Consider the following 16,287-nt stretch of genomic DNA (forward strand, 5'->3'; position numbering starts at 1 on the left):
GCATTAATCTCTACTTCCTAAGCGTCGATCGCGCTCAAAAGTTTCCATGTGGCGCTGTTTCTTGCTTTCATAGATATCATCGATCGTAATCAAAATGCCCGTTTCTTCCACTGCACCAAATTCATCATTCAACGCTGTTCCAAAAGTTTTCATGGATGGAGAAAGGTTCATATAAGTATTGATCAAAGGAGGAATATTTTCTCCCAAAGCCCTTACCCGAGTATTGAGCAATTTGTAACCCTCTTTATATTCTAATCCATCAAAAATCCCTTCAAATAACGTTTTATCTGTTTCATATCCAAGGAGTAGACTTGGATGTGGCTGTACGAGTTTTTCGGTATCCGGAAAATAGTGATTCATAAAATACAGCAATAAATCCCTAGCTTCTCTATTGAAATGTGGATACATGGTTACTTTGCCGAACAAATATTTTACATCCGGATGAAGCATAACCACTGCCCCAAGACCATCCCATAAATTATCCAAGGAAAAAAGACCTTTACGATTATCCAAACTTGGTTGAAATTTAGGCTGCACAAAAGAGCGCCCTAGTTCGATAGTATAGGGTATATATTCCTGAATGAATTTTTCAGAAAATGAAAACAGATGAGCTGTTGATAAATCTAAGTGCCCATCATCAGTAAAACCAGCATTTTTGCAATAAATCAGTCGATAGCCGGCCACAATTTCCTCTTCTTCAGGATTCCAAGTAATCAACTGTTGATAGCAAGTTTCATTGGTATCATTTTCATCCAAATCAATAGGTAAACCTGTCCCACCACCGGCTGCTCGAAAGGTTAATTCGCGTAATCTCCCTATTTCTTGGACCGTATGAGGGGAATTATGATGATCGACCAAATAGATATGGTTGTTACCATTATTGGTATACCTCAGAAACCTAGCCTCTGTCAACTCTCCTTTAATCAAATTCCTATCAATTGCGGGAATAATTGCTTGCATATACTAAACTTTTGGAGCCAAATTATACACAACTTTTTTAATTTCAGCTGCCCAAGATGACTCTGTTTTTGACTTATCAAAATACTCGTAAGAAATCGGTTTTCCTACATGAATAGTAACTTTTTTACCACGTTGAGAAAACATTTCATCTGCTAAGTAAAACATTTCAACATTTGCTTTAACTCCGACTTGCTTACGGAACCTTGCAAGGTTATAAAAAAAATCGGAATTTTTACCTTCAATATATACTGGGACAATATTCTTATTATAACGTTTTGCTTTGCTTACAAAGCTTTTGTGCCAATCCAAATCTTCAATTCCGTGGGCCTGCTTTCTTGAGACCAAACCCGCTGGAAACACTAACACCGCATGATTTCCCGCATAAGTTTCTTCTATTAATCGACTGACATCGCGGCTATTGCTGCCGTGTTTATTTACAGGAATAAAGATAGGCTCAAAGTTTTTAATATTGGTCAAGATATCATTGACCAAAAATCGGATATCTGTTCTGTACTTTCCCAAGGCATACATAAAAGCGATTCCATCCATCCCTCCCAAAGGATGATTGGCCGCAAAAATCACGGGTTCTTCCAAAGGAATGTTTTCAGCACCGGTAAGTTCAACCGCTACCCCAAACTCACCAACTAAAGCATTTACAAAGTCAAAGCCTTGCAAATGCCCGATATTGTACATGACTTGGTTAATATCTTTTTCATGCGCAATTCGCTTGATATAGGACAATACAAAACTTGGAAGCCATTTGTACAGCTTTGGATTCTTATTTTGGATAACCTTGTCGATTTCTATAAAAGGCTTGTTTTTGGAAGCTGAATTCATGAATAGTTTTCAAACATTAGTACCCTTCTCAACCTTGATTTACTTTGCTACCCAAATGTCCTTCATTGATTTGCCATTAATCTGAAGAACAAAACGTGTAGGATTAGGAACTAAAACTAAGCGGACATCCATTTTATCAAATTGCTCTGACTCCAGAGGAACTCCTTGCAGTCCTTTGACTTCGTAAGTTACTTGCCCTTTTGAGTCCGCTTTCATAGGTACATAACTATTCGCCAAATATGCAGAAGGAAGCAAAACCTCATTATCAGACTTCAATTGAGCATAAATTTTATCTAAAGCTTCTTCCAATTCATCACCATAATCATCATTAAAATCATCTTCTAAATCATGTAACTCCTCTTCTATATCATCATAGGCTTCATCTGCGTAGGAAAGTTTACTTAATTCGATTCTTTTTTCGACTATTGCAGTTAAATCTTGGTCAAGTTTTTTGAAATCCATCTTTTTTAAATCACTTTTTTTTACGAAGGTAGAGAATCTGACAAGGCAAACCAAGATTCTTTAAAATTATACTATTCTGTGCAGTATTTTAAGATAATGAGTTTTGGATTACATAATTCATATGTATTTTGGCATCCAAATATCATAGTACAGCCAAATAACCGAAATCCCAACAATGCAGAATTACAAAAATCATACACGTTATTATCCCTTACATCACTTCATTATCACACCTTTAACCCTAGTTTATTTGGGTTGGAGTATATATAGCTTAATAAATGTTTGGGGAACCGAGGATCAAAACCATGCCTTATTTCATACCTTGGGAGCAGTAATTGTTGTTTTATTACCGCTATTATCAAGAATCTATGCTATAAAAAATCAAGATAGAATCATTCGCTTGGAAATGAGGCAACAGTATTTTGAAATGACTGGAAAAAGCTTCCATGAATATGAACGCAAACTTAGAACCAGCCAAATCATTGCTCTTCGATTTGCAGGAAACGAAGAGTTTCTGCAATTACTGGACAAAACCATAAAAGAAGGACTTAGAAGTAAGGAGATAAAGAAAAAAATCCAACACTGGAAGGAGGACACCAAACGTGTATAAGGTAATCGTTTCTATCCTATTGATATTGTCTGTAGCTTCAGTAGCTGTTGGTCAAGATGATATCGAAAAACTGTCAGAGCAATTAGCTCAGGCTCAATTAGACGCATACAATAACAGAGACCTAGAGGCATTTCTTATTCCCTATGCTGACGACGTTAAGGTATTTGAGTTTCCTGACAAGCTACAATACACAGGAAAAAGCAGAATGTCAGAAATTTATGGGCGCATGTTTGTAAGGACTCCTGATTTGCATTGCCATTTAGTCAATAGAATGGTTATGGGAAATACGGTAATTGATCAGGAGCTAGTGACCATTGATAAAAGCCAAGCCCCTATTCGGGCTATAGCTATTTATAAGATAGAAAATAAGAAAATCTCAGAAGTCTACTTTATCTATGATAGAAATTAGATTGGCAACTTCATCTGATATCCCTGAGATTCAAAAAATTGCCCTTGAAACATGGCCTCTTACCTTTGGTGAAATATTAAGTAAAGAGCAAATTACATACATGCTTGACTGGATGTATAGTACTGAAATGCTTGAAAATCAAATGCAATACGAGGGGCATATATTCTTACTTGCTTTTGACAGTGACCTCAAGATATTCATAGGCTTTGCGGGTATTCAGCATGCTGCCAAAGACCAAAAAACAAAAATACATAAACTGTATATCAAAGCTGGCCAACAGGGTAAGGGCGTAGGTAAGAAACTTGTAGAACATATACAAATACTTGCCACTAAAATAAATGATCAGGCGCTTTTCTTAAATGTAAATAAATACAATGAACAAGCAATTAAGTTTTATCAGTATATTGGTTTTATAGAAGTTGCTCAAGAGGTTATAGACATTGGTAGAGGGTTTGTAATGGACGACTACATTATGGAAAAGCCTCTTTAATTAAGAGATACTCGATGAAACATGAAAAAACCAGATCCAAATAATATTCCAGGAATTTTCAATTATTGCAATCGTTGGTGCGAACGTTGTCCCTTTTCAGATCGATGCACACTTTACCAACAGGAACAAGAAGAGTGGCCTGATGAAGATGCTGATATGAATGAAGATTCTTTTTGGGATAAGCTGAAAGGCAACTTAGAAAACTCCATTGAAATGTTACAAGAGTTAGCTGAGGAGCAGGGAATTGATTTAAATGAAGTGACAGCCGAGGAACAGGAAGAAGCCTATCATGAAATGCAGGTCAATGAGCTAATGGTAAATATCAATCCTTTGACAGCTTTAGCTAATTCTTACCTAGACAACTGCTTAGCTTGGGTAAAAAATCAAGAAATCTGGGAATCCTTACATATGCATATTCAGCTTCAAGCATCGGGTAAAATCAATGAATTAGAAGCAATTAGAGACGAAAGCATGGAAGTCATTCGATGGTATATGACTATGATCCCTTCCAAAATTCACGTTGCATTAAGTTCTAAAGAGGAGGCAGATTTTTGGGATCAATACCCCATTCAAGAAAGACATTATAATGGCGTTGCCAAATTAGTTAAAGTTTGCGTGCAGGAATCCAAGGAGGCTTGGGACCAATTATCCGAATTATTCATACAAGTTCCAGTGCAAGTATCTACTGCTCTTCAACTATTGACAGCTATTGAAGAACAAGTATCAGAGCAGTTTCCTGATGCGGACCAATTTATAAGGCCTGGATTTGATTGGTAATTAGCTTATTGAAAGCAATTTATTCAACTATATAACTTACAAAACTGCATCTTTGGATCCAGAAGGAAAATCAACTTAGTCCTGAAAGTATATGCTACTGAGCAAACTTGAAATAAAAGGTTTTAAAAGTTTTGGTGATCGTATGGTCATCCATTTTGATAAAGGGATTACTGGGGTAGTTGGTCCGAATGGCTGTGGCAAGTCAAACGTAGTAGATGCTATACGCTGGGTATTAGGAGAGCAGAAAACCCGTATGCTGCGCTCTGATAAAATGGAAAATGTTATTTTCAATGGTACTAAAAACCGTAAGCCTACGAATATGGCCGAAGTATCATTGACATTTGAAAATACCAAAAATCTTCTTCCAACAGAGTATACACATGTTACGATTACCAGAAGGTACTACAGAAGTGGTGAAAGTGAGTACTTACTCAATGGTGTAACTTGTCGTCTGAAAGATATCACCAATCTTTTTATGGATACTGGTATCAACTCTAATAGTTATGCCATTATTGAATTGAAAATGATTGATGAGTTGTTAAACGATAAAAACAATTCAAGAAGAGATCTTTTCGAAGAGGCAGCCGGTATATCCAAATTCAAAACTCGCAAAAAAGAAACTATGCGGAAGTTGGAAGACACTGATGCGGATTTGGACCGGGTGGAAGATATTTTGTATGAAATTGGAAAAAATCTAAAAAGCTTAGAAAAACAAGCGAAACAAACTGCCAAGTATTTTGAAATCAAAGCAGAATATAAAGAAGCAAGTATTAATCTAGCCAAAAAATCAGTTCAAAAATATCAAGATCAACTGATAGCGTTGCATGGGAAGATAGTAACTGAAAATGACCAAAAAAGAGGGATACACACCCAAATCACAAGTTTAGAAGCACGCCTGGAACAATTAAAGACCGATTTGATCCAAAAAGAAAAGTTACTATCAAGCAGGCAAAAAACACTCAATGAACATGTCAATAAGATCAGACAATTTGAGAGTGATAAAAAAATAAAGAATGAGCGATTACGCTTTTTAGAAGATCGTGCGCAAAAACTCCGAGAACAGATTGATGCAGACCGTAAATCCAATGACAGGGCTGGGTTTAGTATCCGTTCACTCGAACAGGAAAAAGAATCATCAGAAAAACAACTAGCAGAAAAAACCATAGTAATTGATGAATTAAAGCAAGATTACGAGCAACAGAAAAGAGCGCAACATCAAATTCAAGAGGAGCAAAAAGAAAATGTACGATTACACAGCACCAAGAAAGAACGCGTATACCAACTTTCAAAAGAGCAGGAAATCAAACAAATTCAGCTTTCTACCTTGAAGCAGGAGTTAGAAAAAACAGCCGTAGATGATACAACCCAAGAAAGTAGCTTATTGGAGTTTGAAGACAAAATCCAAACCCTTAAGGAAGAATTGGACGAGCGCTTGTCTACGTTGCATGGATTAAAGACTAAGGAAGAAGAACATCTTCAGAAGCTGGAGGAAGGCAACCGCATTCTTGATATGATTCGAGAAGAGGTGACACAAGTTTCCCGAAAGCTTGATGCCAAACAAAATGAGTTTAATCTAACCAAATCTTTGGTAGAAAATCTGGAAGGTTTTCCAGAAGCCATTAAATTTTTAAAGAAAAACTCTGACTGGGCAAAAGATACTCCCCTACTCTCCGATGTATTAACCACGGATGAGCGATACCGTGTCACCGTTGAAAACTATCTGGAGACCTACATGAATTATTATGTAGTCGATACAGAACAACAGGCCTTAACAGCGGTAAACTTGCTGAGTGATGCTGCAAAAGGTAAAGCTAATTTCTTTGTACTGGAACATTTCAAAAATTTTCAATCATCACAAACGAAGCTTTTCTCAAATGCAATCCCCGCCACTGAGATTATCGAGTATGATGAAAAATATGCCAAATTGATTGCCTTTATTCTGGATGATGTATATATCGTACAAGGAGACTATAAAGATTTCCCTGTTGGTCAGGATGCTATATTTCTTTCCGAAAGTGGTAAATATACTAAAAAGAGATTCAGTCTTAGCGGTGGTTCTGTTGGACTCTTTGAAGGGAAAAGAATCGGACGTGCAAAAAACCTGGAAAAACTTGAAAAAGAGATTAAAGAGCTAAATAAGAAATTGAGCAGTATCAGAGCTAACCTCGATAATAAGGTCAGCGATATGATCAAGCTCAAAGAAGTTAGCTATCGTAATCGTATTGAAGCACTGCAAAATGAAATCAATGAGCTAAATCAACAGTATGTCTCAATCCGCACAAAAAAGGAACAGTTGGCTGAACTCTTAAACTCTAATGCCAATAAACGGGAAGATATACTAGAAAGAATTGAAAACCTTGAAATCAGTTTAGCTACACTTACTCCAGACCTTATCGATGAACGGGCGGCTTTGGATGAATTGACATTGGTCTTGGAAGAAATGGAAATTCACTTGTCAGAAGAAACGGCCAAATTATCTGAAAAGTCAACGTTCTTCAATCAAGAAAATATTCTATACCATCAGCAGCTCAATAAAGTAAGCAGTTTAACTCAGGAAATAGAGTTCAAGCAGGCAGCTTTTGAGTCGAGTAAAGACAGAATAGAAAAATCCCAAGGGGAACTCAGTCATATAGATTCGGAAATCAGAGGTCTACTTGAAAACAATGAAATAAAGGATGATGAACTGATAGAATTGTATGCAGAAAAAGAAAGTATTGACCAGGGGGTTATTGAAGCTGAAAAAGAATATTATGCTTGCAGAGGTGACATTGATTTAATAGATAAACAGATACGGGAACTCCAAAAATCCAAAGAAAACTTTGAAACAGTGATTCATCAGCTTGAACAAAGCATGAACGAGGTTAAGCTCAAGCTAGCTAGTATGAAGGAGCGTTTAGAAGTGGAGTTTGAAATAGACTTAGAGAAACTCATGGAAGAAAATCCTCAAGTTGCAGAAGCCTTTGTGGACATTCCAGAACAGGAGCTAAGACAAATGGTAGGTAAAAACAGAGAACGTCTGGAAAAAATTGGTCCTATCAATCCCATGGCAATGGAAGCCTATGATGAAATCAACGAGCGTCACACTTTCATTACTGCCCAAAAAGATGATTTGTTGGTAGCGAAAGCTTCATTAGTAGAAACTATAGAAGAAATCGAAAAAGTAGCTCAGGAAACATTCCTTAATGCATTTTCAGCAATCAAAACAAACTTCATCAAAGTCTTTAGATCCTTATTTACTGAGGAAGATCAATGTGACCTAATTTTGGTTGATCCAGAGCGCCCTTTAGAAAGTACGATTGAAATCATCGCCAAGCCTAAGGGAAAAAGACCGCTGACCATCAATCAATTATCTGGTGGTGAAAAAACCTTAACGGCGACTTCTCTTCTATTTGCCATTTATTTATTAAAGCCTGCTCCATTCTGTATTTTTGATGAGGTAGATGCCCCATTGGATGATGCCAATATTGATAAATTCAATAATATCATTCAAAATTTCTCCAAAGAGTCTCAATTTATTATTGTCACCCATAATAAACGAACGATGGCTAGTACCGATATTATTTATGGAATCACCATGATAGAAGCAGGAGTTTCTAGAGTGGTTCCTGTGGATCTGAGGGAATTAACATAAACTTAGCTGTCAAGTACCTTAACTTTTGAATTTCAATCATTTTTCAGTAGATTTTGTGAACATTTTACAAATGTTCACAAATCATATTTTATGAATGATTTATCTGCTTTAGAATCAGCAAACAAAAAACTAGTCTTAGAGAATAGTTTGTTGAAAGATATTTTAAATAAACCCTCCGAATTGACAAAAGAGGAAATGATTAATTGGTGGACAGTTAGGGCGGGACTGATTTCAGAATATTTAGAACTATCTTCCCTATATTTTTTTGATTGGAATCCACAAACAAAGAGATTGGATCATTTTATTGGCTGGAAGGAATCGAAAGTCATTGATTCCTTGGAATTTCTCAAATCAACCACTCTCGACTTATTTCCAAATGCATTTATTGACTTATTAAAAGATGGCCATCCTTTAAAAATCAATGAGCTTGGACAGGTAAATGAAATTTTGACAGATTTGAAAATTTCGTACGTGATTCAAAAAAGCAATCCTATTGATTGCGTTTCACTGATAGGAATTGGATTAAATACAGAGAGTGAACTACCTGATATAGATCTTATTAAAAGCTTACATAAGGTATATAAACTTTATGCTGAAGCTGCCTCCCATGAAAAACACATCCATGATCAAATACCCAGCATCAATTGCTTAAACGATTTGGCAACACTTAGCAACATTCATTTGATGCCAATTCCTGACTTTTTAACGAAGGTGGTTCATATTGTTGCTAGAGGTTTTAGGTTTCCGGAAACAATTTCTGTATTACTCAAATTTGAAAATGAAATTTTTCAATCGAAAAGAAAATCCCAAACTTCCTACAAAATACAACAACAATTTAGCTCTCAATTTACTGGAGACTTTTTCCTTGAAATTGGAAGAGCTATACCATTTACAATAGAGGAAGAATTGTTTTTAGATACCATAGTAAAAAATATAGGTCACAGACTGATCAAAAAAAAGAGTATAATAGCCCTGCAAAAAAGTCAACATAGACTTCAGAATCTTCTCAAGTCTCAATCAAACTATGTGCTTAGAACAAATCTTGAAGGCATAGTCACCTACTGGAACGATACATTTGAACAAACATTTGGTTGGATTTACAAGGATATTCCTCCAAGCGAACATTATGCTCTTATTTCGATTCAGCCTTATCACCATCAACGGACAATTGAAACAGTAGATAGCTGCATACAAAACCCGGGTAAAATTTTTCAAGTTGAATTAGACAAACCCAAGAGAACAGGGGGTAATCAAAGTACATTATGGGAGTTCGTTTGCCTCGTTAACGAATCAACTGGTGAACCACTTGAAATTCAAAGTATGGGTATTGATATCACTGAGAGGAAAATTGCAGAATCAAATTTAATTAACAGTGAATTGAAATATCGTTTTCTATTTAACAAATCTCCCTTTGGAATCTTGTTAATGGAAGGTCAACTATTTATTGAATGTAATCAAGCTGCATTGGATATGACTTGCAGTACAAGTGAATATATTATTGGTAAAAATCCATTGGATATTTCTCCTGAGTATCAACTTAATGGCCAAAAATCAAGTGATTACCTTGAAGCTATGATCAATTATGAACGAGATAAACAAAACTTTTCATTTGAGTGGGTACATACCAAGCAAAATGGAGACCCTTTGATTGTTAAAGTCTTTATTTCAAATCTTGCTATTGATGAACGGAATTTAATGTTTGTGGTATGGGATGATATTACAGACAAGAAAAAATCAGAGGAAAAACTACGAAAGCTCTCAATGGCTGTTGAACAAAACCCATTGAGCATTATTATCACTAACTTAGAAGGTAATATTGAATATGCAAACACTGCCTCCTACCACATCACAGGGTATAACAACAGCGAACTAATCGGACAAAATCCTAGGATTTTGAAATCAGGTCTTACACCTCCTGATGAGCATGAAAAGTTATGGAATAGCATCACACATGGGAACTTATGGCAGGGTATTTTACATAACATGAGAAAAAATGGAGAAATCTACGTTGAAAAGGCAACAATAGGGCCAATTAAAGATGAAAATGGGGCAATTTCTCATTACGTTGCCATCAAAGAGGATATAACCAATAAGCTTGCTACGGAAAGGAATTTAGCGCTAAGTGAAGAGCGATTTCGGCAAATTGCGGAACAAAGCCAAACAGTTATATGGGAGGTAGATTTAAACGGTTTATATACCTATGTTTCCCCAGTGGCAGAAAAAGTTTTTGGTTATAAGCCAGACGAATTAATTGGGAAAAAATACTTTTTCGACATGCATCCAGAAGAACTTCGACCAACTTTTAAAAAAGATGCTATCCAATTAGTGGAAGCAAGAAGTACGATCAAGGATTTTGAAAACCCCATCATGCGCAAAGATGGAATAATAATTTGGGTATCTACTAATGCTACCCCAATATTGGATTCTAACCAAAACATTGTGGGATACCGAGGATCAGACAGTGATGTAACTGAGAAAAAACTTGCTAAAGAAGAATTAAAAGAGCAAAACGACCGTTTAAATGCTATCATTTCAGCCAATCCTGATTTAATTTTTATCTTGGACAAAAATGAACAAATAACATCGTTTTACGCTAGCAACAATGATGATTTATTATTTGAACCTAGCGACGTTATAGGATTAAGTTTGGAAAATATTTTTGGTAAAGAGGAAAAGGTAATTCACAGCAATCACATGCACACCTGCATAAGCACTCAAAAACTGACCACATATGAGTATGAAATGCTTATAAAGGGAAAAACAGAATACTATGAATCAAGAATGGTGCCTTTATCCAGTAATAGAGTATTGGCTTTTATAAGAAATGTTTCCGAAAAAGTTAAAGTAGAAAAAGAAAGAATTGAATTAAATTCAATTTTGGAGGAACGAGTAATCGAACGGACAAAGGAATTGAATTTTGCAAAAAAGGAGGCGGAAAGAGCAAACTCTGCAAAAAGTGAGTTTTTATCCCGAATGAGCCATGAATTGCGAACCCCCATGAATTCAATACTTGGTTTTGCGCAGCTATTAGAACTGGATCAATTGACTGACAAGCAATCAAAAAATATTGGACAAATTCTCACTAGTGGAAAACATTTACTCAATCTTATCAATGAAATATTAGATATTTCCAAAATTGATGCAGGCAAGATTTCAGTGGTCATGGAACCTGTTCATATTGGATCTATCATTACTGAAATGTTTGATGTAGTTGCTCCTTTAGCAATGAAAAATCATATCGATTTAGAAGTAATCTATTCCAAAGAGTTTGACTCCTACATTTTGGCAGATAAACAACGGTTAAAACAAGTACTATTAAACCTAATCAACAACGCTATTAAATATAACAAGGTTGGAGGAAATGTAATTTTGAACTGTGAATTATACAAAGCATCTGATAACCAAGAGTATGTTAAAATTTTTGTGAAAGATACAGGAATTGGAATATCCAAAGATGATTTTACTCGTATTTTTGATCCTTTCGAACGTGTTATGCATTCCAAAGAAGAAATTGAAGGAACGGGATTAGGATTGGCTGTTGTAAAAAGACTCAGCGAACTGATGAATTGTAAAATATCTTTGGAAAGTGAACTTGGTGTTGGTAGCACTTTTATATTGGAATCTAAAAAAATCAACCTAGAGGAATTACCAACCAAACAACCTTTCCAACATTTACCTTTAAATCATCTCGCAAAATCAACAAGTGAAGGGATTATTCTTTACATTGAGGATAGTTCCTCAAACTTAGAACTGGTTGAAAATATACTATATTTAGCAAGGCCTTCTTATCAGCTAATCACATCTATTAATGCAACTCAAGGCTTGAAGTTAGCACAAGAACACAAACCTAATCTTATTCTCTTAGATCTTAATTTACCTGATATGCATGGAAGTGATGTCATGAAGGAATTACAATCCATGGAAGAAACTAAAAATACACCTGTGTTAATTATTAGTGCGGATGCCATCGAACTTCAAATACAAAATTTAACTTTACTGGGGGCTAAAGCCTATATCACTAAACCAATCGATATCGAAAATTTATTAGTTCAAATTGATCAATTTATCAATTAAAGTTCAAATGGAAGAGGATATAAAGCAATTAAAAATCTTGATAATTGATGATAAACAATCAAATGTGGACCTTTTGGTGGACCTCTTGAATTACCATGGGTATCAGCAAATTAAAACGCTCATTGACTCCAAATTAGCTATGGAGACAATAGACACTTTTAATCCGGATATTCTCTTGTTAGATCTCATGATGCCAAATGTATCAGGGTTTGATATTCTGATGTTACTTCAAAAAAAACAAAGATCTGCTGATCTAAAAGTCCTGGTATTAACAGCAGATATTGCAAATTTCACAAAACAACAAGCTTTAACCTTAGGAGCACATGATTTTTTAACAAAACCGTTTGATTTGGTTGAAGTATCATTGAGAATAAAAAACCTGCTCATAAATTCCCTTCTTTTCAAGCAATTGAAAAAGCAAAACTTAAACTTAGAAACTATAGTAGAAGAGAGAACTGCGCAACTAACAGAAAGAAATAAAGAAATACAAGCAAATCTAGACACCTTAAAGGAAATAGCTTGGGTTCAATCACATGTAGTAAGAGCCCCAGTTGCACGGATACTAGGTCTTATTAATTTTTTGAAAGACAGCGATGTATCGGAAAAGGATAGACTAAATGCTTTGGCAAGCTTGGAAAAATCTGCACTGGAACTCGATGAGGTTGTAAAAAACATTACTGAAAAAACATACTATCCAAGTGTAAAAGATTAAGTTTACAGCAGTATATAACTTTCGATTTAACCCGCTTATCTCATATTTTCTAGTTCTTTATTTTCTTTAGTATATGATCGAACAGCTAGATGGCAGCGTACTTAATTTCAATCAGGATTCTTTAAGAATATTGAATTTTTCCTTGGCTATCATCATGTTTGGAGTCGCACTTGATTTGAAATTTAATGATTTTCGTTACATAGCAAAACAACCAAAATCTTTTATTGCCGGTATTTTATCCCAGTTTCTTTTTTTACCAGCACTTACACTTGTTTTGGCCCATATTTTACATCTACCTGCATCAGTATCATTAGGGATGTTTTTGGTAGCTGCATGTCCCGGTGGAAATGTCTCTAATTTTATAACTCACCTAGCCAAAGGCAATACTGCACTATCTGTTTCTTTAACTGCTTTTTCAACTGTATTTTCAATAGTGCTTACACCTTTAAATTTCACTTTATGGGCCTCATTTTACTCCCCTGCCGACGCCATGTTAAAAAGCATATCTTTATCTTACCTGGAGGTCTTCCAAACAGTCGCTTTAATTCTTGGAATTCCACTATTACTTGGAATGTATGTGAGCAGGAAATATCCTAACTGGGCTTTAAAGGCAACTAAAATTCTTAAACCACTCAGCATCATAATTTTTGCTGGATTTGTAACAGTGGCATTTACAGGCAACTACAAACTCTTCCTTCAATTCATTGGATTAATATTCTTCTGGGTTTTGGCTCATAACTTCACAGCGTTGTTTGCTGGATTTGGTTTAGCTAAGGTTTTTAGTTTATCACAGGAAGACACCAAAACTCTTACCATAGAAACAGGAATTCAAAACTCTGGTTTGGCATTAGTATTAATATTTACGTATTTTGATGGTCTTGGCGGGATGGCAATTATCGCAGCCTGGTGGGGTATTTGGCATATTATATCAGGGATGAGTTTGGCATTTCTCTGGAAAAAGAAAACAAAAATTATTGTTCAAAACAGCAGCAACTAGACATTCATGAAAGATCTGTTTAATTGGATACTTAGATTACTTGTTAAGTTAGCTCTATTTTTGTTTTACAGGAAAATTGTCCTTTTGGGAAAAAATAATATCCCTTCAAAAAAAGCAGTAATCATCGTATGTAATCATCAAAACGCATTGATTGACCCTTTGCTAATTGCTACCCAAACACATTTAAAACCACATTTTCTTACTAGAGCAGCAGCATTTAAAAACCCAATTGCCAACACTTTACTGCGATTTATCCGTATGATTCCCGTCTACCGGGTTCGTGATGGCAAAGAAAATATGGAGAAAAATAATGAAACCTTTGACCTATCTGTATCAATCTTATCTAAGCTGGGGTCTGTATTGATTTTTGCAGAAGGTGGACACAGCCACGAACGAAGTCTCCGAAGTTTAAAAAAGGGATTTACCCGAATTGCTTTCCAAACACTTGAACAACGCCCCAATCTTGATTTGGTAATCCTTCCTATTGGTATCAATTATACCAATCATACACAATCAGGTGGAAAAGTCACTTTAATGGTTGGAAATTCAATCTCCGTTAAACCTTATTTATATCAACATGAGGCATTAATGGCTGCCACTAGTAGAGCATTGGATCCATTAGTCACCCAATTACCTTTGAACAAATATGAGCATACATTGCATCATCTCATCAATCAAAAAATTGATTTAAGTAATCCAGTAGCGGTAAGAAAGGCAATTCCAAGTTTAGATACAGACAATCAACTAACCTTGCCCACTGCTCCCTTACCTAGTAAAATATTTTTCAGATGGATACACTGGCCTTTGCAACTAATTTGGAAAAAAGTGAAACCGAGTATTCAGGACCCTGTTTTTCAAGCAACATTTAAGTTTATAATTGGGCTTGTAGGATATCCTATATTACTTCTACTTGTACCATCCTTTTTTTCACTTATTGGACTTCCGATAGTAGGATATTGCTGGATCTTACTCAGTATGTTGTCAGTTTTAAGTAATCAGAGCCGACAAGAATAAACTAAATCAAAAAAAAGTAGGCCTGTTTCCAAACCTACTTTTCTTTGACGGTAATAAATAGCGGTTTTACTTACAGGTTACCCCTTAGCTCTTGCTCTCTTTCAATAGCTTCAAATAGTGCTTTAAAATTTCCTTTACCAAAAGATTTGGCTCCTTTGCGCTGGATAATTTCAAAAAAGAGCGTTGGTCTGTCCTGCACCGGCTTAGTAAATATCTGAAGAAGGTATCCTTCTTCATCTCTATCTACTAAAATATTCAAATCCTTAAGTGGTTGTAGGTCTTCTTCAATAGCACCTACCCTATCCAGTAGATCATCGTAATAAGAACTCGGAACCTCTAAAAATTCCACTCCTCTTTTCCTTAATTCGGAAACGGTATGGATAATATCATCGGTTGCGATTGCCATATGCTGTACCCCAGGACCATTGTAAAAATCCAAATATTCTTCTATTTGTGACTTCTTCTTACCTTCAGCGGGCTCATTGATTGGAAACTTGATATATCCATTACCATTGGAAACCACTTTTGACATTAAAGCTGAGTATTCTGTTGAAATATCTTTATCATCAAATGTTATTAACAAATTGAAGCCCATTACCTTCTCATAAAAATCAACCCATTGATTCATTTCACCCCATCCAACATTTCCTACACAATGATCAATAAATTTCAATCCGATCGGTACAGCCTGATACTCGCTCTTTCGGGATTTGAAACCTGGTAAAAATACCCCTGAATAGTTTTTACGCTCAACAAAAGTATGGATTGTTTCTCCATAAGTACGAATAGAGGCTACTTTTACCTCACCATACTCATCAGTTAAGGTTTGTGGTTCTGCGTAAGAAACCGCTCCTCTCGAGGTAGTTTCTTTCCAAGATTGCTCTGCATCATCCACCCAAAGAGCCAATACTTTCACACCATCTCCATGTTTTTTAATATGATCAGCTATTGGATGATCCTCTTTCAATGGAGTGGTCAATACTAAACGGATTTTATCCTGTTTTAAAACATAGGATGCTTTGTCACGGATACCAGTTTCAGGTCCGGCATAAGCCACCAATTCATAACCAAATGCATATTGATAGTAAAGTGCAGATTGTTTGGCATTACCTACATACAATTCTACATAATCTGTCCCATTGATTGGGAGAAAATCCTGTTGCATATCCTAAATTTTTGGGTTTATAAATCAAGTGCAAATATACACAAAAAATATCGCTTGGTTAAGGGATTTGCTGTCTACTCCATTGATCATTAGAACTGATCACAAAAAAAAACCATCAAAAAATCACGTTCTTGATGGCCGGAAGTTTC

The 16,287-nt window shown here is 35.6% G+C and carries 13 protein-coding genes; 9 read left to right on the forward strand and 4 right to left on the reverse strand.

Translation table 11 applies throughout. The features are described 5' to 3' along the window. Window positions 1-3: 3 nt before the first annotated feature. From glsB to IE080_RS00100, 3 genes are read right to left on the reverse strand one after another with little or no spacing between them, the layout of a single operon-like run. Window positions 4-960 (reverse strand): glycine N(alpha)-acyltransferase GlsB, encoded by a 957-nt coding sequence (glsB, locus tag IE080_RS00090; RefSeq protein WP_189578190.1) that lies wholly within the window; start codon window positions 958-960, stop codon window positions 4-6. A 3-nt stretch (window positions 961-963) separates the two neighbouring features. After that, window positions 964-1,797 (reverse strand): lyso-glycine lipid O-acyltransferase GlsA, encoded by an 834-nt coding sequence (gene glsA / locus IE080_RS00095; RefSeq protein ID WP_189578192.1) that lies wholly within the window; start codon window positions 1,795-1,797, stop codon window positions 964-966. Window positions 1,798-1,836: 39 nt separating this feature from the next. Next, window positions 1,837-2,259 carry a hypothetical protein gene (locus IE080_RS00100; protein WP_189578194.1) on the reverse strand — a complete coding sequence of 141 codons (423 nt, stop codon included), beginning with the start codon at window positions 2,257-2,259 and terminating at the stop codon, window positions 1,837-1,839. Between the two features lie 175 nt (window positions 2,260-2,434). Between IE080_RS00100 and IE080_RS00105 the strand changes: the two genes are divergently transcribed. From IE080_RS00105 to IE080_RS00145, 9 genes are all read left to right on the forward strand, one after another. Further along, the gene (locus tag IE080_RS00105; RefSeq protein ID WP_189578196.1) at window positions 2,435-2,869 is read left to right on the forward strand and encodes a DUF6526 family protein; all 435 of its coding nucleotides are present in this window, start codon (window positions 2,435-2,437) and stop codon (window positions 2,867-2,869) included. Then, on the forward strand, window positions 2,862-3,278 hold the full coding sequence (locus IE080_RS00110; protein ID WP_189578198.1) for a nuclear transport factor 2 family protein: 417 nt from the start codon (window positions 2,862-2,864) through the stop codon (window positions 3,276-3,278). Before IE080_RS00105 ends, IE080_RS00110 begins: the two co-directional genes overlap by 8 nt. Next, a complete protein-coding gene (locus IE080_RS00115) occupies window positions 3,265-3,768 on the forward strand; it encodes a GNAT family N-acetyltransferase (RefSeq protein ID WP_189578200.1) in 504 nt (167 codons plus the stop codon). The genes IE080_RS00110 and IE080_RS00115 overlap by 14 nt, the downstream gene beginning before the upstream one ends. A gap of 21 nt (window positions 3,769-3,789) precedes the next feature. Next, on the forward strand, window positions 3,790-4,545 hold the full coding sequence (locus IE080_RS00120) for a hypothetical protein (protein ID WP_189578202.1): 756 nt from the start codon (window positions 3,790-3,792) through the stop codon (window positions 4,543-4,545). A 91-nt stretch (window positions 4,546-4,636) separates the two neighbouring features. Beyond that, complete coding sequence (gene smc, locus IE080_RS00125) at window positions 4,637-8,176, forward strand: chromosome segregation protein SMC (RefSeq protein WP_189578204.1); 3,540 nt, start codon at window positions 4,637-4,639, stop codon at window positions 8,174-8,176. 90 nt (window positions 8,177-8,266) lie between these two features. Continuing rightward, on the forward strand, window positions 8,267-12,250 hold the full coding sequence (locus tag IE080_RS00130; RefSeq protein WP_189578206.1) for a PAS domain S-box protein: 3,984 nt from the start codon (window positions 8,267-8,269) through the stop codon (window positions 12,248-12,250). Between the two features lie 7 nt (window positions 12,251-12,257). After that, on the forward strand, window positions 12,258-12,962 hold the full coding sequence (locus tag IE080_RS00135) for a response regulator (protein WP_189578208.1): 705 nt from the start codon (window positions 12,258-12,260) through the stop codon (window positions 12,960-12,962). A gap of 73 nt (window positions 12,963-13,035) precedes the next feature. Further along, on the forward strand, window positions 13,036-13,959 hold the full coding sequence (locus IE080_RS00140) for a bile acid:sodium symporter family protein (RefSeq protein ID WP_189578210.1): 924 nt from the start codon (window positions 13,036-13,038) through the stop codon (window positions 13,957-13,959). 6 nt (window positions 13,960-13,965) lie between these two features. Next, window positions 13,966-14,973 (forward strand): 1-acyl-sn-glycerol-3-phosphate acyltransferase, encoded by a 1,008-nt coding sequence (locus IE080_RS00145; protein WP_189578212.1) that lies wholly within the window; start codon window positions 13,966-13,968, stop codon window positions 14,971-14,973. Window positions 14,974-15,043: 70 nt separating this feature from the next. On the opposite strand, the gene hppD is transcribed toward IE080_RS00145, so the two are convergent. Beyond that, the gene (gene hppD / locus IE080_RS00150) at window positions 15,044-16,138 is read right to left on the reverse strand and encodes a 4-hydroxyphenylpyruvate dioxygenase (RefSeq protein ID WP_189578214.1); all 1,095 of its coding nucleotides are present in this window, start codon (window positions 16,136-16,138) and stop codon (window positions 15,044-15,046) included. Window positions 16,139-16,287: the final 149 nt, after the last annotated feature.

This window comes from Mongoliitalea lutea, from assembly GCF_014652135.1.
GTDB classification, from domain to species: Bacteria; Bacteroidota; Bacteroidia; order Cytophagales; family Cyclobacteriaceae; genus Mongoliitalea; species Mongoliitalea lutea.

Excerpts from the sequence above, each read along its gene's own strand:
- IE080_RS00145 (WP_189578212.1), top strand. The coding sequence starts at position 13,966 with ATGAAAGATCTGTTTAATTGGATACTTAGATTACTTGTTAAGTTAGCT.
- IE080_RS00105 (WP_189578196.1), top strand. The coding sequence starts at position 2,435 with ATGCAGAATTACAAAAATCATACACGTTATTATCCCTTACATCACTTC.
- IE080_RS00135 (WP_189578208.1), top strand. The coding sequence starts at position 12,258 with ATGGAAGAGGATATAAAGCAATTAAAAATCTTGATAATTGATGATAAA.
- IE080_RS00100 (WP_189578194.1), bottom strand. The coding sequence starts at position 2,259 with ATGGATTTCAAAAAACTTGACCAAGATTTAACTGCAATAGTCGAAAAA.
- IE080_RS00120 (WP_189578202.1), top strand. The coding sequence starts at position 3,790 with ATGAAAAAACCAGATCCAAATAATATTCCAGGAATTTTCAATTATTGC.
- smc (WP_189578204.1), top strand. The coding sequence starts at position 4,637 with ATGCTACTGAGCAAACTTGAAATAAAAGGTTTTAAAAGTTTTGGTGAT.
- glsB (WP_189578190.1), bottom strand. The coding sequence starts at position 960 with ATGCAAGCAATTATTCCCGCAATTGATAGGAATTTGATTAAAGGAGAG.
- glsA (WP_189578192.1), bottom strand. The coding sequence starts at position 1,797 with ATGAATTCAGCTTCCAAAAACAAGCCTTTTATAGAAATCGACAAGGTT.
- IE080_RS00115 (WP_189578200.1), top strand. The coding sequence starts at position 3,265 with ATGATAGAAATTAGATTGGCAACTTCATCTGATATCCCTGAGATTCAA.
- hppD (WP_189578214.1), bottom strand. The coding sequence starts at position 16,138 with ATGCAACAGGATTTTCTCCCAATCAATGGGACAGATTATGTAGAATTG.
- IE080_RS00140 (WP_189578210.1), top strand. The coding sequence starts at position 13,036 with ATGATCGAACAGCTAGATGGCAGCGTACTTAATTTCAATCAGGATTCT.
- IE080_RS00130 (WP_189578206.1), top strand. The coding sequence starts at position 8,267 with ATGAATGATTTATCTGCTTTAGAATCAGCAAACAAAAAACTAGTCTTA.